The organism is Marinobacter sp. EhC06 (assembly GCF_001650915.1).
In the GTDB taxonomy this organism is placed as follows: Bacteria; Pseudomonadota; Gammaproteobacteria; order Pseudomonadales; family Oleiphilaceae; genus Marinobacter.
The window spans coordinates 516,468-536,143 of record NZ_LXYO01000023.1 but is presented as its reverse complement, the minus strand read 5'-3'; the positions used below and the strand labels follow the sequence as shown (position 1 = coordinate 536,143).

Here is a 19,676-nt window from a genome sequence, read left to right as displayed (position 1 = left end):
CAGCGTTGCTGAAGGGAGGTAACGCTGCCTTTTTCGTTTTCCGGGTGTTTTTTGGCTTCCTTCCCCCTCGCCTTCGAGTTTGCTTTTCTATGGCGCTTGTAAAATTTCAGACTGAAAATTTCCGCAATCTGTCTTCTGCGCCTGTCAGCTTCTCGCCTTCTTTCAATCTGTTGTACGGTGAAAACGGCAGCGGCAAAACCAGCGTCCTGGAAGCCATTGGCTATCTGGGTTTGGGTCGTTCTTTTCGGGTGAATCGTCATCAGGCGGTGGTGAGCCACGGCCAACAACGACTCACGGTGTTCGGCGGTCTCGATCACGGTCTGGAGGAAAACGATCGTGGGAATGACTCTGAACTTGTGCATCGGTTGGGGATATCCCGGGATGTCGGACAGAAGGAAACAGTTTTGCGGGTGGATGGGGAAGCGGTTCGCAGCCTGTCTGGCCTCGCGAAACATCTTCCGGTATCGGTAATCGATCCCGGTGTGTTTGATGTGATTACTGGGGGACCAGGAAAGCGGCGGCAGTTTCTCGATTGGTTAGTGTTCCACGTGGAACCTTCTTTCGGATCGTTATGGCAACAATGCCAGCGAGTCACATCACAGCGGAATCAAACGCTGAGAAATGGTAGACTAGACGAAGCTTTAATGCGGGTCTGGGACCATCAGTACACTACCCTGAGTGAACGGATTACCGAGGCTCGAGCTGACACCTTTGGCCGATTCAAGGCCGCTTTCGAAAAACTGGTTCGGGAAGTGGAAGTACCCTGGACCGAAGGTCTCAAGCTTGAGTACTACCCGGGCTGGGATGTAAGCCGCCCGCTGGCGGAATTGCTTGCAGATCATCGCGAACAGGAACGAAAGGTTGGACACACGCTTTATGGTCCGAACCGCGCGGACATCCGGTTGAAGTTTCAGGGCAGGCCTGTTGCCGAAACCTTCTCCCGGGGCCAGCAGAAAACCCTGGTTATTTTGATGAAAATTGCCCAAGGCATGGTGTTGAGTGACCTGGGCAAACAGGTGACCTTTTTGCTTGACGACATTAACGCCGAGCTGGATGAAGGCCATCGGGCCATGTTGGCCAGCAGGTTACAGGCATTACGTTGTCAGGTGTTTATCACATCGATAGAGCGGCCCCTCGTGGGACAGCTCTGGCCCGGGGGTAACGCACCGGATTACAGATTGTTCCACGTGGAACATGGCAAATTGACGGAAGAATAAGACCGGTGCGAACAGCTAGAAAGCCCCGGCCTATCACGCTTCAGGAGTTTCCGAATGAGTGAATCTAACTACAATTCCTCCAGTATCAAAGTCTTGAAAGGACTGGATGCGGTGCGAAAGCGGCCGGGTATGTACATCGGGGATACCGATGATGGCACAGGCTTGCACCACATGGTCTTTGAATTGGTGGATAACTCCATCGACGAAGCGCTTGCGGGCTACTGCTCAGAGATTGGTGTGATTATCCATCCCGACGAATCGGTGACTGTTAAAGATAACGGTCGTGGTATCCCGGTGGATCTGCACGAAGAGGAAGGGGTGTCGGCAGCAGAAGTTATCATGACCGTGCTGCACGCCGGAGGTAAATTCGACGATAACTCCTACAAGGTCTCCGGTGGTCTTCACGGTGTGGGCGTTTCCGTAGTGAACGCGCTGTCCTCTACCCTCACCCTGACTATCCGCCGTGATAACAAGGTCTACGAGCAGACCTACACTCACGGGGTTCCCAATGCGCCTCTGGCGGCTGTTGGCGAAACCGATGCCTCCGGTACCAAGGTGCATTTCATCCCGTCGCCGGAAACCTTCACCCATATTGAATTCCACTATGACATTCTTGCGAAGCGCCTTCGTGAACTGGCCTTCCTGAACAGTGGCGTCCGCATCCGCTTGACCGACGAGCGGTCCGGCAAAGAAGAAGTTTTTGAATATGAAGGTGGTCTGCGGGCCTTTGTTGAGCACCTGAACGCTAACAAGACCCCGATCAACCGGGTATTCCACTTCAACCGTGAGCGCGAAGACGGTATTGCCGTAGAAGTGTCCATGCAATGGAATGATGCCTTCCAGGAAAACCTTTACTGCTTTACCAACAACATCCCCCAGCGGGATGGAGGTACTCACCTGGCTGGCTTCAGGGCCGCCCTGACCCGCTCCCTCAACAACTACATTGAGCAGGAAGGTCTGGGCAAGAAGGCCAAGGTTGCCACTTCCGGCGACGATGCCCGTGAAGGCCTCACTGCCATCATTAGCGTGAAAGTTCCGGACCCGAAGTTCTCCTCCCAGACCAAGGACAAGCTGGTGTCCTCCGAGGTGAAAACCGCGGTCGAGCAGGAGCTGTACCAGAGTTTTGCGGAATACCTGCAGGAGCAGCCCAACGAAGCCAAGCTTATCGTCAACAAGATGATTGAAGCGGCCCGGGCCCGTGAGGCCGCTCGCAAGGCGCGGGACATGACTCGCCGCAAAGGCGCTCTGGACATTGCTGGCCTGCCCGGAAAACTGGCGGACTGCCAGGAGAAAGACCCCGCCCTTTCCGAACTGTACATTGTGGAGGGTGACTCGGCCGGTGGCAGCGCCAAGCAGGGCCGTGACCGCAAGACCCAGGCCATCTTGCCGTTGAAGGGTAAGATCCTGAACGTGGAAAAAGCCCGCTTTGACAAGATGCTCTCCTCTGCGGAAGTGGGCACCCTGATCACCGCGCTGGGTTGTGGTATCGGCCGGGAAGAGTTCAATCCCGACAAACTGCGTTACCACTCGATCATTATCATGACGGATGCGGACGTGGACGGTTCCCACATCCGCACCCTGCTGCTGACTTTCCTGTTCCGTCAGATGCGTGAAATCATCGAGCGTGGCCACGTCTTTATCGCCATGCCACCGCTTTACAAGGTCAAGCGTGGCAAGCAGGAGCAGTACCTGAAAGACGAGAAAGCCAAGGAAGCCTACCTTACCCAGACTGCCCTGGAAGGCGCCCAGCTCTATGTGAATCCGGAGGCTCCGGCCATCAAGGATTCCGCGCTGGAGACTATGGTGAAGGACTACCAGGCGGTTATGAACATGATTGGCCGCCTGTCCCGGGCATACCCGGCCAAGGTTCTGGAACAGATGCTTCAGAACGTCACGCTCAAGCCTGAGCACCTGAAGGAGGAAGCGGAAGTGGCTCGCTGGGTCGCTCGCCTGGGTGATGGCCTGGACCTGGATACCCGTACCGGTACCAAGTACACCTTCTCGGTGACCAAGGATACCGAACGGGGTCTGTACCTCCCGAAAGTGACCATCTATGTTCACGGGATCCCCTACGATCACGTCTTCAGTCACGAGTTCTTCGAATCGTCCTCCTACGCGGCGATCGCCCGTATGGGTGAGACTCTGGATGGCCTCATTGAAGAAGGCGCCTATATCCAACGGGGTGAGCGCAAACAGGCGGTCCTGTCTTTCGAGGGCGCTTTGGACTGGCTGATGAAAGAGGCCCAGCGCGGCCTGAACATTCAGCGTTATAAGGGACTGGGCGAGATGAACCCGGAGCAGCTGTGGGAAACCACCATGGATCCGGAGACCCGTCGGATGATGAAAGTAACGATCGAAGACGCCATTGCGGCCGACCAGATCTTTACGACGCTGATGGGTGACGATGTAGAGCCTCGTCGCAACTTTATCCAGACCAATGCGCTGGAAGTGACCAACCTGGATATCTGATCAACCAGTCCCAGGTGCAATAAAAAAAGCGGCGGAGGCTTTCAAACCTCCGCCGCTTTTTTATGTCCGGCCTTATCGGAAAACGTCCAGGCCTGCTATTTCCCGGTGGTCGATTCCGAGGACTTGTTCCTTTCTTTCTCTTTCTCCGCAAGATGAGGCGCCATCACCTCTTCCAGGGTGTAACCGGTCAACCGGCGAATGGTGCGCCACAGATAATAGAAAATCAGCATCATCATGATCATCGAAGGAATGGCGATCATCGGATAGCTCACCAGGGTCATCCGGCCAAGCTCTTCATTAAACGCCTCCGTACCGGACGGGCTGACCACGATCCACTTTGCAATGACGTAGTTCATGATCGATGAGAACAGGAAGGTACCGGCAAAGAAGTAACTGGCCTTGAGCAGGCGTGCCTCGAACTCTTGAACCCGGTTATGCTCCTCCAGCGTCTTGTGGATTTTATCCACATCAAGAACCGAAGGGTTATACAGGAGGGTTCGTACCAGCGGATATTTCGTCCTTGTAGAAGCCAGTACCGCCAGACCAATAATCGCCGGAATCGCGGCTTCCTTGATGGCCAACCATCCCGCATCCAGCTCCAGCAGGCCAATGCCGCCGGTCAGGCCGACACTGACCAGGCCAAGTACCGCGATGAAGTTTTTCTTGCGATACTTGATCAGCTCGAACAGCCCCCAGCCTAATGGAAATGCCAGGCCGATAACCAGCGCGTTGACGTTGCCCAGGTGTTCCTCGCCACTGAATTTCATCAGGATAACGGAGGGAATAATAATGCTGACCAGCAAATCGACCCAGGGCCTTGGCTTGTGGTCCGGTACGTTGGCGGAGCTCGGAGACGTCATGATCTAGCCTGGTTGGTGAAACTGGAGCAGGCCGAGGGGGCCACTGCTGGAGAACTCCTGGCAGTATACGACGAATCCGAGCCCGGACGTAACCGCTGCCCGAGTGCGCCAACAGGGCGGCTGCTCGTTGAAACTGAACGACGCTTTTCTTTTGTTATAAAAAAGCCGGGCTTATGCCCGGCTTCTCGACTCCCCGTGAAATTCAGCGCCGATCAGGCACCAACTTCCTTGAGGCTCTCTTCTACAATTGCCAGCCCTTCTTCCAGCACATCGTCTTCGATGGTGACCGGCATCAGGAAACGCAAGGTATTGCCATACATACCGCAGCTCAGAAGAATCAGACCCTTCTCTTTCGCCTTCTTGGTCACCGCAGCCGCCAATTCCGGCTTGGGTGTATGGCTTTCCTTGCTTTCTACCAGCTCAAAGGCAGCCATGGGACCGAGATTGCGTACGTTGTCGACATGGGCAAACTGTTCCTGCCACTGGCTGAAGCGCTGCTTGAGTTTCTCACCCAGCGCCTGGGACTTGCCGAGGATGTCCTCTTCCTTGAACACGTCGAATACGGCCAAGGCTGCTGCACACGCGGTCGGGCTGCCCGTGTAGGTACCGCCCAGAGAGTTCGGGCCGGAGGCGTCCATGTACTTGTCGGTACCGACGATGGCGGAAATCGGCATGCCATCAGCCATACTCTTGGCCATGGTCATCAGATCCGGTTCAACACCACTGTGCTCGATGGCAAACATCTTGCCGGTCCGGCCAAAGCCGCTCTGTACTTCATCCGCGATCATCAGGATGTCGTTCTCATCACAGATCTTGCGGATCTCCTTCAGGAAACTGGTCGGTGCCGCGTAGAAACCGCCCTCACCCAATACCGGCTCGATGACGATCGCAGCTGTATTGCGCGCCGGGGAATCGGCTTTCATGGCCATCTTCAGGCCACGCAGCGCTTCGTCTTCACTGACGCCGTGATAAGGAACGGGATAAGGTGCGCGGTAAACGGTACCGGGCATGGGGCCAAAGTCTGTCTGGTACGGGGCAGCCTTGCCGTTCATCGCCATGGTGTAGAAAGTACGGCCATGATAACCGCCGTCAAAGCAGATCACGTTGGTCTTGCCGGTCGCTGCACGGGCAATCTTCATGGCGTTTTCCAGGGCTTCGGCACCGGAGTTGGCCAACATCACTTTGGCATGGCCACGTACCGGTACCACGCCGCTGAGCTTCTCTGCCAGTTTAACGTAGCCCTCATAGGGCATAACCGTCTGGCAGGTGTGCATCAGCTTGTCCAGCTGTGCCTTGACCGCTTCAACCACCTTCGGGTGACGGTGGCCAATGTTGAGTACGCCAATGCCGCCGGCAAAATCGATCATGCGTTTGCCGTCTGCATCCCACAATTCCGCATTCGTTGCGTGGTCGGCAAACTGTTCGTTGGGACTTGCCGCGCCCGCTGCAACGTAGCGTTCTTTGAGTGCCTGCAATTCTTTATTGCTCACTTTGCCATTCTCCCTGGGTTCAGGTTCGAAAGTTTCATCTAACAGTGTAAGTAGTACGGTGACAGGAAACAAACCGACTATTGTCGCCCTCAGGCGGCATCGTCCCGAAATTGCAGTTTTGCCAGCCGCTGATAGAGGGGGTTATGACGCATCAGTTCATCGTGGCTACCCACCGCCAGCAGCCGGCCCTGGTCCAGTACCGCAATGCGATCAGCGTCCCGCACCGTGGCCAGTCGATGGGCAATCACCAGGGTGGTTCGCTCCGCGGTCAGCGCCGGCATCGCCTGCTGGATGAGGTTTTCACTTTCGGCATCCAGGGCACTGGTGGCTTCATCCAGCAACAGGATCGGGGCATCGGCCAGCAACGCCCGAGCGATGGCAAGACGCTGCTTCTGGCCACCGGACAGGCCCAGTCCAGCATCTCCTAGCCGGGTTTCGTAGCCTTTGGGCAGGGCCTGGATGAAATCATGGGCATGGGCGATCTTCGCGGCCTGCTCGACGTCCTGTTGGCTGGCGTCGGGCCGAGCGTAGCGGATGTTGTCGGCCACGGTGCCATGGAACAGGGCGGGATTCTGGGGCACCAGGGAAAAACACCGACGCAGGGCCTCGAGCGAGAGATCGGCGGTGTCCATGCCATCAATTAGAATGCTGCCCTCCGTCGGCTGGTAGAAGTGCAGCAGCAGGTCAAACAGGGTGGATTTGCCGGCTCCCGACGGGCCAACCAGGGCCAGGGTTTCGCCGGCTTTTACCTCAAGCGTAAGATCCGTCAGCGCGGGCTGTTCCGAACGCCCGGGGTAACTGAAGCTCAGACGGTCAATCTTGATCGCACCTTGAATGTGTTCAGGCAGTTCAAGAGTCGTGTCTTTACGCTCAAACGCCGGCTCGGTCTGAAGCAGCTCGAACAGCCGTGCCGCCGACCCGGCCGCCCTTTGCAACTCGCCAATCACCTCGCTGATGGCACCGGCAGCAACGCCCACCAGCAGGCTGTAAAACACGAAGGCCGCCAGCTCGCCGGGGCTGATCCGGCCGTTAATCACATCCAGCCCTCCTATCCAGATAACAATCCCGACGGCGCCCATCACCAGGGAAATAGCCAGCGTGGTCAGCCAGGCCCGCTGACGGATACGCTGCCGGGCTATGTCGAAGGCCCGTTCCGACACCTCGGAAAAATACCGACGGTCGTGGGGCTGGTGGTTAAAGGCCTGAACGGTCTTGATCTGCGTGAGGTTCTCGCCCACGTAACTGCCAACATCGGCCACCCGGTCCTGGCTGAGCCGGGACAGCGCGCGAACTCTCCGGCCAAAGAACAGGATGGGGGCAATCACCAGTGGAAAGCCCAGTAGAATGATACTCGCCAGCTTGGCGTTGGTAATGAACAGCAGCAGCAACCCGCCGACCAGCATCAGGGCGTTACGCAGGGCAATGGATACGGTCGAGCCAATCACCGATTGCAGCACGGTGGTATCGGCAGTAAACCGAGACTGGATCTCGAGGGCCCGGTTCTGCTCGAAAAAGCCCGGATGAAGATCAATCAGGTGGTTGAACACCTTTTTGCGAATATCCGCCACCACTCGCTCGCCGATCCAGGACACGAGATAGAACCGGGCAAACGAGCCAAATGCGAGCCCCAATACCAGGATGAAAAACAGACCGATGGCCCTGGCCAGGTTCTCCGGCGACTCGGTGGCTAATCCCTGATCCACGAGAATACGTAAACCCTGCCCTAACCCGAGCGTAATTCCGGCCGTAAAAATCAGCGCCACCAGGGCACCGGCGACAGCCCGGCGATAGGGGCTGATAAAGTCGATGACCAGTTTCAGGGCTTTGCGGTGACGAGTGTTAATGATGTGCCTCCTGGATACGGGGTGCTGTAGACTCCGCTAACAATACGGTTTGTACTCCATACAAGACCTATCATACAGCTACGCAAGAGCGTGCGGGTGGAGCGGCTTGCCAGGACCGTCGAAAGCCAGGGATGGCTTTCGCCGAGCGTACAGGGACGTATTTACAGCGTGTCCTGGCAAGCCGCTCCACCCGCGCGCTCGACTACTCCGAAGCGGAAGGAACATGAATTGAGAGCCTACGCCGACAACGATTACCCGGCAGATCATAAACCGGACTGGAAAATCATTTCAGGCCTCTGGCCCTATCTCGACGAATTCCGCGGCCGGGTGGCTTTATCCCTGGCTTTGCTGGTGCTGGCCAAGCTGGCCACCGTCGCCACGCCAATCGCCCTGAAATACATCGTCGATTACCTGGACCAGAACCGCGGGGCGGACATGCTGCTGTGGATTCCAGTGGTTCTGGTGGTGGCCTATGGTTCGCTGCGCTTTGGCGCCACCCTGTTCAATGAGCTTCGGGATGCGGTTTTCGCGCGGGTGGCCGAGCGGGCCATGCGGCGGGTTTCCCTGCGGGTGTTCGAGCACCTGCACCAGCGGGAACTGGCTTTCCACCTGGACCGCAAGACCGGTGGCCTGGCCCGGGATATCGAGCGGGGTACCAACGGCATCAGCTTCCTGCTGCGCTTTACCCTGTTCAACATTGTGCCCACCCTCCTGGAAATCCTGCTGGTGGCCGGCATCCTGTTCGTGGTGTTCAACGTCGGTTATGTGTTGGCCATTCTGGTGGCCGTGGTGGTCTACGTGGTCTTTTCCATCAAGATTACCGAGTGGCGGACCAAATTCGTGCGCGAAGCCAACGCCCGGGATAACCAGTCGAACTCGCGGGCGATAGACAGCCTGCTGAACTATGAGACCGTCAAATATTTCAATAATGAACGCTATGAGGCGCAGTTATACGACGTCGATCTGGATGACTGGGAACAGGCCCGGCTGAAAAACCGGTTGTCCCTGGCCGCGCTTAACTCCGGCCAGGCATTGATTATTGGTCTGGCGATGATCGTGATCATGGCCATGGCTGTTCAGGAAGTGGCCAGCGGTGAGATCACCCTGGGTGACTTCACCATGATCAACGCTTACCTGCTCCAGCTGTTCATTCCGCTGAATGCCCTGGGTTTTGTCTACCGGGAAATCCGGCAGGCCCTGGTGAATGTCGAGCGCCTGTTCAAACTGCTGGGGGATAAACCGGCCATTGAAGATGCCCCGGATGCCACCGAGCTAGCTGTGGATAAAGGTGAAGTGCAGTTCGACCATATCCACTTTGCCTATCGCCCGGACCGGCCGATCCTGCGGGATGTGAATTTCACCATCCCAGCCGGCCATAAGGTGGCGGTGGTGGGGGCCAGTGGTGCCGGCAAGTCCACCCTCGCCCGCCTGCTGTTCCGTTTTTACGACGTTGATCAGGGCGCCATCCGTATCGACGGCCAGGATATCCGTAACGTGAGCCAGGACAGCCTGCGATCGGCGATTGGTGTGGTGCCCCAGGATACGGTGCTGTTCAACGATACCCTGTACCGGAATCTGGCCTATGGCCGACCGGAAGCCACCGAGGAAGAGGTCTATCGGGCGGCCCGGATGGCCCACCTGGAAGACTTTATCCACAGCCTGCCGGACGGCTATGAAACCAAAGTCGGTGAACGGGGCCTGAAGCTCTCCGGTGGTGAAAAACAGCGGGTGGCCATTGCCCGGGTGATTCTGAAGAACCCGCCGTTGCTGATTCTGGATGAGGCCACTTCCTCGCTGGATTCACTGTCGGAGCAGGCGATCCTTGGCGCGCTCAACGAAGTCAGCCAGCAACGGACCACGCTGGTAATAGCCCATCGGCTCTCCACCATCCGCGATGCCAACACCATTCTGGTGATGGATGGCGGGCGTATTGTTGAAAGCGGCAGCCACAACCAGTTGCTGGCCGCTGGTGGCCACTACGCCCATCTCTGGGCGCAGCAGCACCGAAGTGGCGATAACAGCCAGCTGAGCCAGTGAGCGGAGGGCCTTGCCAAAACCGTGCGGAGCCAGGGATGGCGGAGCTCGAGCGTCACATGGACGTGCCGAAGGAGCATGTTTTGGCAAGGCCCTCCGCTTACTGGCGCCTTGGGGACTCGTTATCTACAAGCCTGAGCGCCAGTCCGGATGCGCGCACCACCTGCTGCCCGACAGCGTCCCTCAGAACCTCCTGGGTGCCGGTAATCAGGCTGAACCAGTTCCGGGCCCGGGTGATGCCGGTGTAGATCAGTTCCCTCGTCAGGACGGGGCTGAGCCGGTCTGGCAGCACCAGGCAGGTGTGGTTGAACTCCGAACCCTGGGATTTATGCACCGTCATGGCATACACGGTTTCCAGCTGCTGCAGACGACTGGGCGAGATCCAGCGGATGCCGCCAGGCGTGTCGCTGCTGGGGAACGCCACTCGCAGGGTGTATCGGGGCTCACCGGTTTCAGTCCAGTCCCAGGGCACGCTGACGGTAATGCCGATGTCGCCGTTCATCAGGCCCAGGTTGTAGTCGTTGCCGGTAATCAGCACCGGTCTGCCCGGGTACCAACCTTCTGCCCGTGGGATCAGCTTCTCCGCCAGTAACTGCCTCGCGATCCGGTCGTTCAGTCCTTCCACACCCCAGGGACCTTTGCGCAGGGCACAGAGCACCTGGAAATCACTGAAGGCTTCAAGGAGCTGTAACGCCATCGCATCCCAGTCTTCGCGAGGGCTGTCTTCGTTCAGGCCGTGATTCTGTAACCGTTCCAGATAATGGCGGTAACCAACGGGTGGTGCCAGGCTCTGGCCGTTCACGTGCCGACCCTGCCCGGCATTGCGGAATGCCTCCGGTGAGCCGGTGATGGCATGGCGACACACCCGATCCAGGGTGTCTTCCGGGTCCGGTTTTCCGGATTGGCCGTTGAGCAGGATGACGTCGTCGAAGGCCGCTTCCCGGATCTGGCGCAACATGGCGCTATCAAGGGCATTGGTATTCACGGCTTCCGCGAACGCCCGGATGCCGCTGTCCTCCTGGAAACGATAACTTTTGCGCAGCATGGCCACGGCCTGGTCCATGGGTTGACCGGTTGCGTCCACCAGTGACTCGGGTATCTCCTTGCCGGTCATGGCGGCAAGCCACTGTGCCGTTTCCAGGGTGTAGTGGGCCTGCAGGGCCCGCTGGCACAGCTCACCCAGTACCGCACCAGCATCCACCGAGGCCAGCTGATCCTTGTCGCCCAGCAGGATCAGCTGGGCGCTGGCGGGCAAGGCATCGAATACCGACGCCATCAGGTCCACGTCCACCATCGAGGCCTCGTCGATCACCAGGATATCCACCAGCAGCGGGTTGTCGCGGTTATGGCGGAATTTGCGGGTATCCGGCCGGCTGCCCAGCAACCGGTGCAGTGTGGTGACCCTCGTGGGAATATCAGCCAGCTCCACGTTGCCGGGCAGCTCGGCAAGGGGCAAGCGGCTGACCGCCCCACCGATGGATTCGTTCAGACGGGCGGCTGCCTTGCCGGTGGGGGCAGCCAGGCGGATGCGGAATTTGCGGCCGGCCCGTTCGGGAGATTCCCCGGCGACCGCCTGCAGGGCTGCCAGTAGATTAACCACGGTGGTGGTCTTGCCGGTGCCGGGCCCGCCGGTGATAACGGCGAAACGGTTGCGGGCGGCCAGGGCACAGGCCAGTTTCTGGTAATCCACCGGTTCTGACGACTGGAACAACTGGCCGAGGGCCCGGGACAGGGTTTGGGCCGGTCCGGATTCCGGATCCGCCAGGGCGGACGGCAGAGCCAGGCGTTGCATGATGCCGTCAGCAATGCGTTGCTCATAACGCCAGAATCTGCGCAGGTAAAGCCGGGTTTCATTCAGCACCAGTGGTGTTGTATGTGAGCCATCACTCACGGCGCAGGCCCTTCCCAGTATGCTCAAACATTCCGGCAGCGTCACAAAAGCAAGCACCTCGTCCGGCTTGGGCTGGTCCGGTTCGCCGGTTCCGGAATCGGCGAGTGGCTCGTGAACCGACTCCTCCGGCGGCAGTGACAGGGTATGGCCGGCATCGGCAAGGAGATGGGCCAGATCCACGCAAACATGGCCACGACCCACTTGGTGCGAGACCAGTGCCGCCAGTAGCAGAACCAGCGGGTGCGGGCGTTCGCCCTGCTCTTCCGACAGCTCCCGGATCAGCCGGGCGAAACCCACATCCAGCGGGCGGATCCACTCCGCCTGCTGCCAGTGAACCAGCAGAGATTCGGTTTTATCCGGGCTGGTGAGCAGATCGTTGATAGCGATGCTGGCATCACCGGCTGGCGTCATGGTCGACGGTTCCGCGGCGGTGTCCTCTGCGAACAGATCAATCTGATGGTCGGATTTTCCGGTGTGAGAACGGGAACGGCTCATGCGGCCACCTCCCCTTTTACGGACTCGCCATCGAACAGGGCATCCAGCTGTTCAATCAGGGCTCTGGGTGGTTTGTCAGTGAAGGCACCGCCGTTGGTGGAATCAACGCCCCGCAGGAACAGATAAACCGCGCCGCCAATGTGCCGGTCGTAGTCGTAATCCGGCAAACGGGCTTTCAGCAGCCGGTGCAGGGCCAGCAGATAGAGCACGTATTGCAGATCGTAGCGTTTATCCAGAATGGCGTTGCCCATGGCCTGGTCGGTATAGGCGCTGTCCTCTTCGCCCAGGGTATTGGATTTGTAGTCCAGCACGTAATACTGCCCGTTGTGTTCGAACACCAGATCGATAAAGCCCTTGAGCATGCCGTTGAATCGGGTCTCCTCCACCCGGGGCCGGTCTGCGCCGTTCAGGGTGTGCGCGGTCACCAGCTGGTCCAGTTTCCGGACGCTGACGTTGCGGCTCTCAAACCAGAACTCCAGTTCCGGGCGCAGGGTGGTCAGGTTCGCCAGGCTAACCCCTTCTCTGCCAGCCCGGTCGAGGCTCAAGGGCCTGCTGATCAATGCCAGCAGCCAACGCTCCAGCGGTTCCACCCAGTCACTCCAGCCACGGGTTCCGCAGCGTCGGGTCAGTTGCTCATGAAGCAGGGGCGGGTTATCCACAACCCGCTGGAACCCCTGCTGCGTGCACCACTCCAGCAATTCGTGCAGGAAAGTGCCGGGGCCGGCGCCCTTGGGAAAGTTGTGCTGGTTGCGGTGCGTAGCTATCGGTTCCGCCTCTTCCCCTGCCTCCTGGCTGCTTTCTTCCAGCAGGTTCTGGGTCTGGGCGTCTTCCACTTCACCGGTGAAGGCGATCCCGGTGCCGGTCATGCCGGTGTACTCGATGGACGAGTAACTGGCGATCCACCAGTCCTCTTTTGCCTCCCGGGAAGAGACCAGCGCCGGGCCGAGGGCCTCCGGGGCCTGCTCGTGGTATTGCGTCTCGTCCGGATCCGGTAACGGGGTAATCCGGATCTCTGCTCTGCCCTGGGCCAGCTGACTCAGGCAGTCGCTGATACGGCTCTGTCCATCGCCGGCAATCAGGTAGCCCAGACCGCTTTGCTGCCAGTTGTCCAGGGCCGCCGTGCCCACCCAGGTGGCGAACCGGGCCCGGGTCAGGGCCACGTAGAGTTTGCGGATATCCTCACCCAGGCGTTCCTGGTCGGCCCTGGCGACGTCTTCCGGTGCCGGGTCGAACACGGTAACCAGCCTGCCCTGGTCATCGTGATAGCGCACGAAGGCCTGCTTTTCACTCTGGGCGCGAAAGGCCGTGCCGAAGGGCAGGAACACCAGGGGGTACTCCAGACCCTTGGATTTGTGCACGGTGATAACTTTCACCAGACCGGCATCGCTTTCCAGCCGCAGGGTACGGTGTTCGTCTTCCTCGTCCGCCGCCCGCAGGATCTGGGTGTAGTGGTGCACCAGGGCATGTTCGCCGTCCAGTTGCAGGCTGTCCTGCTGCAGCAATTCGGCAATGTGCAGAATGTCGGTCAGCCGCCGTTCGCCGTCGGGCCGTTGCAGCAACCGGCCCGGCACCTCGAAATCCATAAGGAAGGTTCGTAGCATGGGCAACACACCCTGCTTCTGCCATTGCTGCTGGTAACCGATAAAGCGCTCGATTTCCCGCTCCAGCACCAGCTCGTCGGTGAGCAGCTGATTCATGGCATGCCAGGTCTGGCCCAGGGTGGGCGTGGCCAGGGCCGCGCGGATGTAAGCCAGTTGCCGGGGCTCGGCAAACGCCCGCAGCCAGCACAGTATTTCTTTGGATTCCCGGGAGGTCAGTACCGAATCCCGGTCTGACAGGTAGACGCTCTTGATGCGTCGGCGACCCAGCGCGTCCCGCACCGCGCTGGCCTCGTTGCGGTTGTTGACCAGTATCGCGATGTCTCTCGGGGCAACCGGCTCCAGATCCTCCGGATTATCCGGCAAGGCGAAACCCGCCTGCCCGGCCTGGCCCAAGGTCAGCAAAAGGGCGATCTCGCTGGCGCAGGTTTCTGCCACGTCGGCCGTGGCGGTGCCCTTGGCCATACCCTTCGGGTTGCCGTCCCTGTCCTCTTCCCCGGATTCGTGGGTCCAGAACACCAGGCTGGGTTGCACTTCCCCGTCGATCGACCAGCTTCGTTTGGTGCCGTTGGCGTCCACACCCTGGAACGGCAGCGGTGAGGTGTCGCCCTTGCCGAACAGGAAGGCGCCGTCCCGGCTGTTCTGGTCACTGTGTTCAAAGACCCGGTTAACCGCCGCCACCATGGTCTTGGCGGAGCGGAAGTTCTTGCCGAGTGTGTAGGTTCGCTCTTTCACGCCCTGCCTGGCCTGCAGGTAGGTGTAGATATCGGCACCCCGAAAGCCGTAAATGGCCTGCTTGGGATCCCCGATCATCAACAGGCAGGTGCCGGCGTCGGCGCTTTCCACATCATAGATACGGTCGAAAATGCGGTACTGCACCGGGTCGGTGTCCTGGAATTCGTCGATCAGGGCCACCGGAAACTGGCGACGGATGGTGGCCGCCAACTGGTCGCCACGGGGACCGTGCAGCGCATCGTCCAGCCGGGTGAGCAGATCGTCAAAGCCCATTTCCGAGCGCTTCTGCTTTTCCGATTCCAGCCGCTCGGCAATCCAGTGGCTGGCGTGGCGCAGGATATCGGATTTGGCACTGGGCTGGTTCTGGCTGAAATCCAGCAGCGCTTCGATGGCGTCGAGAGCAGGGTGATGGGGGGCGGATTCATCACCTTTGAGAATATTGTCGAGACCCTCGGGCGTCTGATTTTTGTAGCCGGCGGCCGTGTCGATTTTCTCGGGCAACAGGTCGTCCGATTCCGCCCAGGCGACCAGAAAGTCCCAGACCTTGACCATGGCATTCTTGCTGGCGCCGTGGAGCCGCTTGCTCTTGTTCAGATCGTTCAGCAGCTCGATGACTTCCCCGCGCCACTGACCCCAGGGGTGAGCCTTCAGGGCCTGTGACTGTTCCAGACGCCGCCTGACTACCTGGTCGATGGCCTGGTAAACGCTCTCCGGCGGTGTGCCCAGGCTCTGAGGATCGTCAATCAGGTTGCGAACACCCTGGCGCAGATCCCCGGGCGTTTTCCAGTGGCTCAGGGCCTCGTCCATCAGCGCCGGGGGCAGCGGATAGACAAAGGTGCGCCAGTAATCCCTGGCGACCTCGTCCAGCAATTCGCTCTGGTCGGTTTCCAGGGTGAGCTTGAACAGGCTGCCGCTGTCGAAGGCGTGCTCGCTGAGCATGCGGTTGCAGAAACTGTGAATGGTGGATACCGCCGCCTCGTCCATCCACTCGGCGGCCAGCAGAAGCTTCTTGCGGCATTCCGGCCAGCTGGCCGGATCCGGGTAGCTTTCATCCCGCAGCTGATAGATCAGCGCCGTTTCCGCGGGCGGGTTGGGCTCGTCATTAGCCTCCGAGAACACCTCGGCGGCCTGGGTGAGCCGGGTGCGGATACGGTCACGCAGTTCCTTGGTGGCGGCCTCGGTAAAGGTCACCACCAGCAGATTGGGAGGCAGCAGGTTCTGCAGCGGACTGTCGGGGGACTGGCCGTGGCCAAGCACCAGGCGCACGTACAGAATGGCAATGGTGAAGGTTTTGCCGGTGCCGGCACTGGCCTCGATCAGGGCACTGCCGTTCAGGGCCAAGGCCAATGGATCCAGGTTCGGGTTCCGGTTGGTCATCTGTTCAGTCATCCCACGCTCCCGATCTGATCTGCTGCCGACTTGCCCTGCTCGGCTTCCCAGACCGGCACATAGAGCTGATGCAACAGGGCCTCAAATTCGCCGCTTCCCATCAGCCGTTCCGGCGTTTCGAACGCGCCCATCAGGTAACCGGTGTCCCGCTCCAGAGCGGTGGTATAGGCCTGCTCTGCCTCGCTGATAGCCCGCTCGTGGTCACCGACATACTTTTTTCCGCCGTAGAAACTGGTGATCCAGGCAAAGCCGGCCTCGCAGTGAATCGGCAAGGCCCGGGTGGTGGCTTCCATCCACCGGGTGAGTACCGCCTCGAACAGCGGTCTGGCCTGTTCCGGAGCCAGAGCTGCAAAGCGGAACCGGCGGCCCTCCTCCTTGCCCAGAACCAGGGTTTGGAAAGGCTGCCCGCTCAGTTGCCCGGCAAGATGAATCAGCCAGTCCCGCATCAGGTTGGCGTAGCGTACTTTCCTGCTGGCGGAGCCGCTCAGCAGGCTGGAACTGGCCACCACCAGCCGGCACAAGTCGCCCTCGGCATTGCAGCGAAGGCCGTCGATCAGATCGGCGACCGCAACAGAACCCAGGGCATTCTCATACCGATAGTCAAAAGGCAGAGGCTCGGCGATCGCCTCCGGCCAGTCAGCCAGTGCGCTCTGGTACCGTTCGAACAGGTCCGGTAATCGACCGGCCAGCTCGGAACGCAGGCGGTGCTCAGTGACGCCCATGCCCAGGTCCCCCCGTCGGGCCATCCGGTCCAGGGTTGTTTGCAGTCGTTCGTCCAGTTCTTCTTCATTACTGGCTTTCAGAAGCCCGTCCTGAATCAGCTCGTTATCCAGGCGCCAGCGGTCCAGACCGTCCAGATCAAAATTCTCGTTGTCGGTGTCGTCGTCCTCGACATCCTCGAAGCGCACCTGCAGTCGACGCTGGTAAAAGGTGTCGATGGGCTTTTTCAGGAAAGCCGCCAGATCGTTCAGGCTGATGGGCTCCTCGGGCGCCTGGTACGGAAGGGCAGACTGAGTCTGTTCTATAGCCTCAGCACCATGAGCACTGCGCCATTCCCGTTCATAGGTAAATAGACGGCGGGCCTTCAGGACGTCGTTCAGGGGCCTGGGTGGGCTGTCTTCGCCCTCACCACCCTCACCACCCTTACCAACCCCGTCCAACCCGTTGGCTTTCGGGAAATAGGCCCGGCTGAACGGTTGCAGCGGATGCTGGGTGGTGAGGGCGTCGGTGACCTTTGCCTCCGGTTGCCCGGCCACGGACCACAGGCTGTCCAGATGATCCTGTAGCTGGCCCACCAGCACTGACGGTGGCCGTTCCGAATCATCCTTGATGCTCCGGCCTACCCAGCTGATGTACAGCTGCTCCCGGGCGGACAACAGGGCTTCCAGGAACAGGTAGCGATCGTCTTCCCGGCGGGAACGGTCCCCCGGCCGGTAATCCTGGGCCATGAGATCGAAATCCACCGGCGGCCGTGAGCGGGGGTAGTCACCGTCGTTCATGCCCAGCAGGCACACCTTCCGGAAGGGTATGGCCCGCATGGGCATCAGGGTGGCGAAATTCACCTTGCCGGCCAGGAAGCGCTGGTTCAGGCCGCCTTCATCCAGCCCCTCCAGCAGGATATCCTTGACGATATTCAGGGGCAGCGTCTGTTCCTGCAGGCCGGCGGCCATGGCGTCATCCAGCCACTGTTCCAGCTGGCGGCGGAAACGGTTCAGCAGCAACAGGTCGCTGCCTTCCACCTTGTGGAAAAACTGCCCGAGCATTTCTGAAAACAGGCGCTCCCAGTCTTCGGGTGTGCGATTGGTCTGCAGCGCCTGCCAGAGGGTTTCCAGTTGATGCACAAAGTCGTTCAGGCGGCCCGCCAGACTGGCCTGCAGGCCGCCGATTTCGCCAAAGGGTTCCACTCCGCCCCAGGGCTCGTCGTCACCCATGCCATAACCTAGCAGCATCGCCCGCAGGCCGGCTTGCCAGGTATTGCGTTCCAGTTCCGCCGGCAGGTCCAGGCTTTCCCGGTGCCGGCCGTGCAGGCCCCAGCGGATATTGGCGCCCTCTACCCAGCGCCGGGCGAGGGGAATCTCGTCTTCGTTAATCCCGAAGCGATCCCGTATGCCCGGCACCTCCAGCAGGCTGATGATCTCACTCACCGCGAATCGGCTTCGTGGCAGTGACATCAGGGTCTCCAGGGCGATCAGCACCGGTTCATGGTGGCGCTGGCCCTGGTCAGAAATGGTGAAGGGAATGTGGCGCTTCCGGCCGGGCTGGTAACGGCCGAACACGGCCTGGATGTGCGGCGCGTACACGTTGATATCCGGCACCATCACGATGACATCCCGGGGCCGCAGCGTGGGGTCCGCGTTGAAAGACGCCAGCAACTGATCGTGCAGGATTTCCACTTCCCGTTGGGGGCTGTGGGCCTGATGGAACGCCAGGGAATGATCCTGCTGCAAATCCAGTTGTCGCTGTCGCTGGCGGATTTCCTGCAGGGGCGTCAGATTGTGGATATCGTTCTGCAGCTGGTGCAGCAGGCGCGGTGTGTCCTCGTTGCCATGGTTCGAGAAGATATCGATTTTCTGGTCCGGGGTCTGGAAGCTGCCCCGGTATTCCTCCGGGTTGTCGAACTCGTCCAGCAGCCGGATGTAGTCGCGGCCCTGCTTGCCCCAGGCGGCCAGCAGCGGATTGGCGTGCTGGTGCAGCTGGTCTGGATCTTCAACGGATGATAGCGCGGGATGGGTTTTGCCCCGTTTACGTTCGGCGGTGAGCAGCTCCCGGTCGCTGATGATATCGGCCCAGTAAAACTGGCAGGGGTTGTGAACACACAGTACCACCTGGCTGAACCGGCTCAGGACATACAGGGCTTCCAGCGCTTGCCGCGGCAGCGAGGAGACGCCAAACACGACAATGCGGGTCGGCAGCCGTGACGGATTGGCGGGCGCCGGAATGCGCTGGCCCTGTTCCATGAACCGGGTGTGGATCTGCGAGCGGCTGGTATGGGCTTCCGCGCCCACGTCCTCAACCAGCCGGCGCCAGAGCAGGGGCTGCCAGCGGGTTTCCGCATCCAGCGGCTTTTCCTCTGCCCGGGCCGTGATTATCACGTCTTTGCCCTGCTCCCAGGCCGCCAGCCAATCGGCCCGGAACACCTGGTACTGGTCGAACAGATCCGCCACTTTCTCAGCGAGCTGGAAATTGCGCAGCTCCGGATCGTGGCCCTCCAGAAACCGGGCCAGTGGGGTAAAGGCTTCGTCCTGCCCCACCAATTCCGGAAGCAACCGGTACAGCCGCCACACCAGGCGACGCTTGTCGAAGGGCGACTGTTCCGGCACCTCGCCGTCCGGAAGCACCGCGCGGTAGGCCTGCCAGATAAACCGGGCCGGGAACAGAAAGTCCATGCCGGCGGCAATTCCCAGGCCGCCTTCCATGCCATCCTCGGTTCGCTTCTCCGCCAGTGCCAGCTTCAGCCACTGGGCAATGCCGTTGCTCTGTACCAGGAAGGTCTCGCTCTGCAGCGGGGGCATGGGGTTATGCCGGCAGATGTACACAACGGCCCGGCGCAGATCTTCCAGATGATTGGCGTGGATCGCGTGAAACCCGGGCTCGATGTTGGCGGGTTGTCCGGTGGACTCGGTGGAGAGTGCGGCCATGGGTTTCCTTGTCTGG

At 60.0% G+C, this 19,676-nt stretch carries 9 protein-coding genes; 3 read left to right on the top strand and 6 right to left on the bottom strand.

Features of this window, described 5'->3' with window-relative positions; genetic code table 11:
• Positions 1-89 precede the first annotated feature (89 nt).
• Positions 90-1,217 (top strand): DNA replication/repair protein RecF, encoded by a 1,128-nt coding sequence (gene recF / locus A8B84_RS12385; protein ID WP_064229469.1) that lies wholly within the window; start codon positions 90-92, stop codon positions 1,215-1,217.
• A gap of 54 nt (positions 1,218-1,271) precedes the next feature.
• Entirely contained in the window at positions 1,272-3,686 is a 2,415-nt protein-coding gene (gene gyrB / locus A8B84_RS12380; RefSeq protein WP_064229468.1) for a DNA topoisomerase (ATP-hydrolyzing) subunit B, read from the top strand.
• Positions 3,687-3,781: 95 nt separating this feature from the next.
• Here the strand turns inward: gyrB and A8B84_RS12375 are convergent, their stop codons facing one another.
• From A8B84_RS12375 to A8B84_RS12365, 3 genes are all read right to left on the bottom strand, one after another.
• Positions 3,782-4,546 carry a VC0807 family protein gene (locus A8B84_RS12375; protein ID WP_064229467.1) on the bottom strand — a complete coding sequence of 255 codons (765 nt, stop codon included), beginning with the start codon at positions 4,544-4,546 and terminating at the stop codon, positions 3,782-3,784.
• 212 nt (positions 4,547-4,758) lie between these two features.
• On the bottom strand, positions 4,759-6,036 hold the full coding sequence (gabT, locus tag A8B84_RS12370; RefSeq protein ID WP_064229466.1) for a 4-aminobutyrate--2-oxoglutarate transaminase: 1,278 nt from the start codon (positions 6,034-6,036) through the stop codon (positions 4,759-4,761).
• Between the two features lie 89 nt (positions 6,037-6,125).
• On the bottom strand, positions 6,126-7,856 hold the full coding sequence (locus tag A8B84_RS12365; protein WP_064229465.1) for an ABC transporter transmembrane domain-containing protein: 1,731 nt from the start codon (positions 7,854-7,856) through the stop codon (positions 6,126-6,128).
• A 252-nt stretch (positions 7,857-8,108) separates the two neighbouring features.
• Between A8B84_RS12365 and A8B84_RS12360 the strand changes: the two genes are divergently transcribed.
• Positions 8,109-9,917, top strand: coding sequence for an ABCB family ABC transporter ATP-binding protein/permease (locus A8B84_RS12360; protein WP_064229464.1), 1,809 nt, complete (start codon positions 8,109-8,111; stop codon positions 9,915-9,917).
• 97 nt (positions 9,918-10,014) lie between these two features.
• On the opposite strand, the gene recD is transcribed toward A8B84_RS12360, so the two are convergent.
• From recD to recC, 3 genes are read right to left on the bottom strand one after another with little or no spacing between them, the layout of a single operon-like run.
• Complete coding sequence (gene recD, locus A8B84_RS12355) at positions 10,015-12,300, bottom strand: exodeoxyribonuclease V subunit alpha (RefSeq protein ID WP_064229463.1); 2,286 nt, start codon at positions 12,298-12,300, stop codon at positions 10,015-10,017.
• Positions 12,297-16,022, bottom strand: a complete 3,726-nt coding sequence (gene recB, locus A8B84_RS12350) for an exodeoxyribonuclease V subunit beta (RefSeq protein WP_064229462.1) — start codon at positions 16,020-16,022, stop codon at positions 12,297-12,299. The genes recD and recB overlap by 4 nt, the downstream gene beginning before the upstream one ends.
• A complete protein-coding gene (recC, locus tag A8B84_RS12345) occupies positions 16,019-19,660 on the bottom strand; it encodes an exodeoxyribonuclease V subunit gamma (protein WP_064229461.1) in 3,642 nt (1,213 codons plus the stop codon). Before recC ends, recB begins: the two co-directional genes overlap by 4 nt.
• Positions 19,661-19,676: the final 16 nt, after the last annotated feature.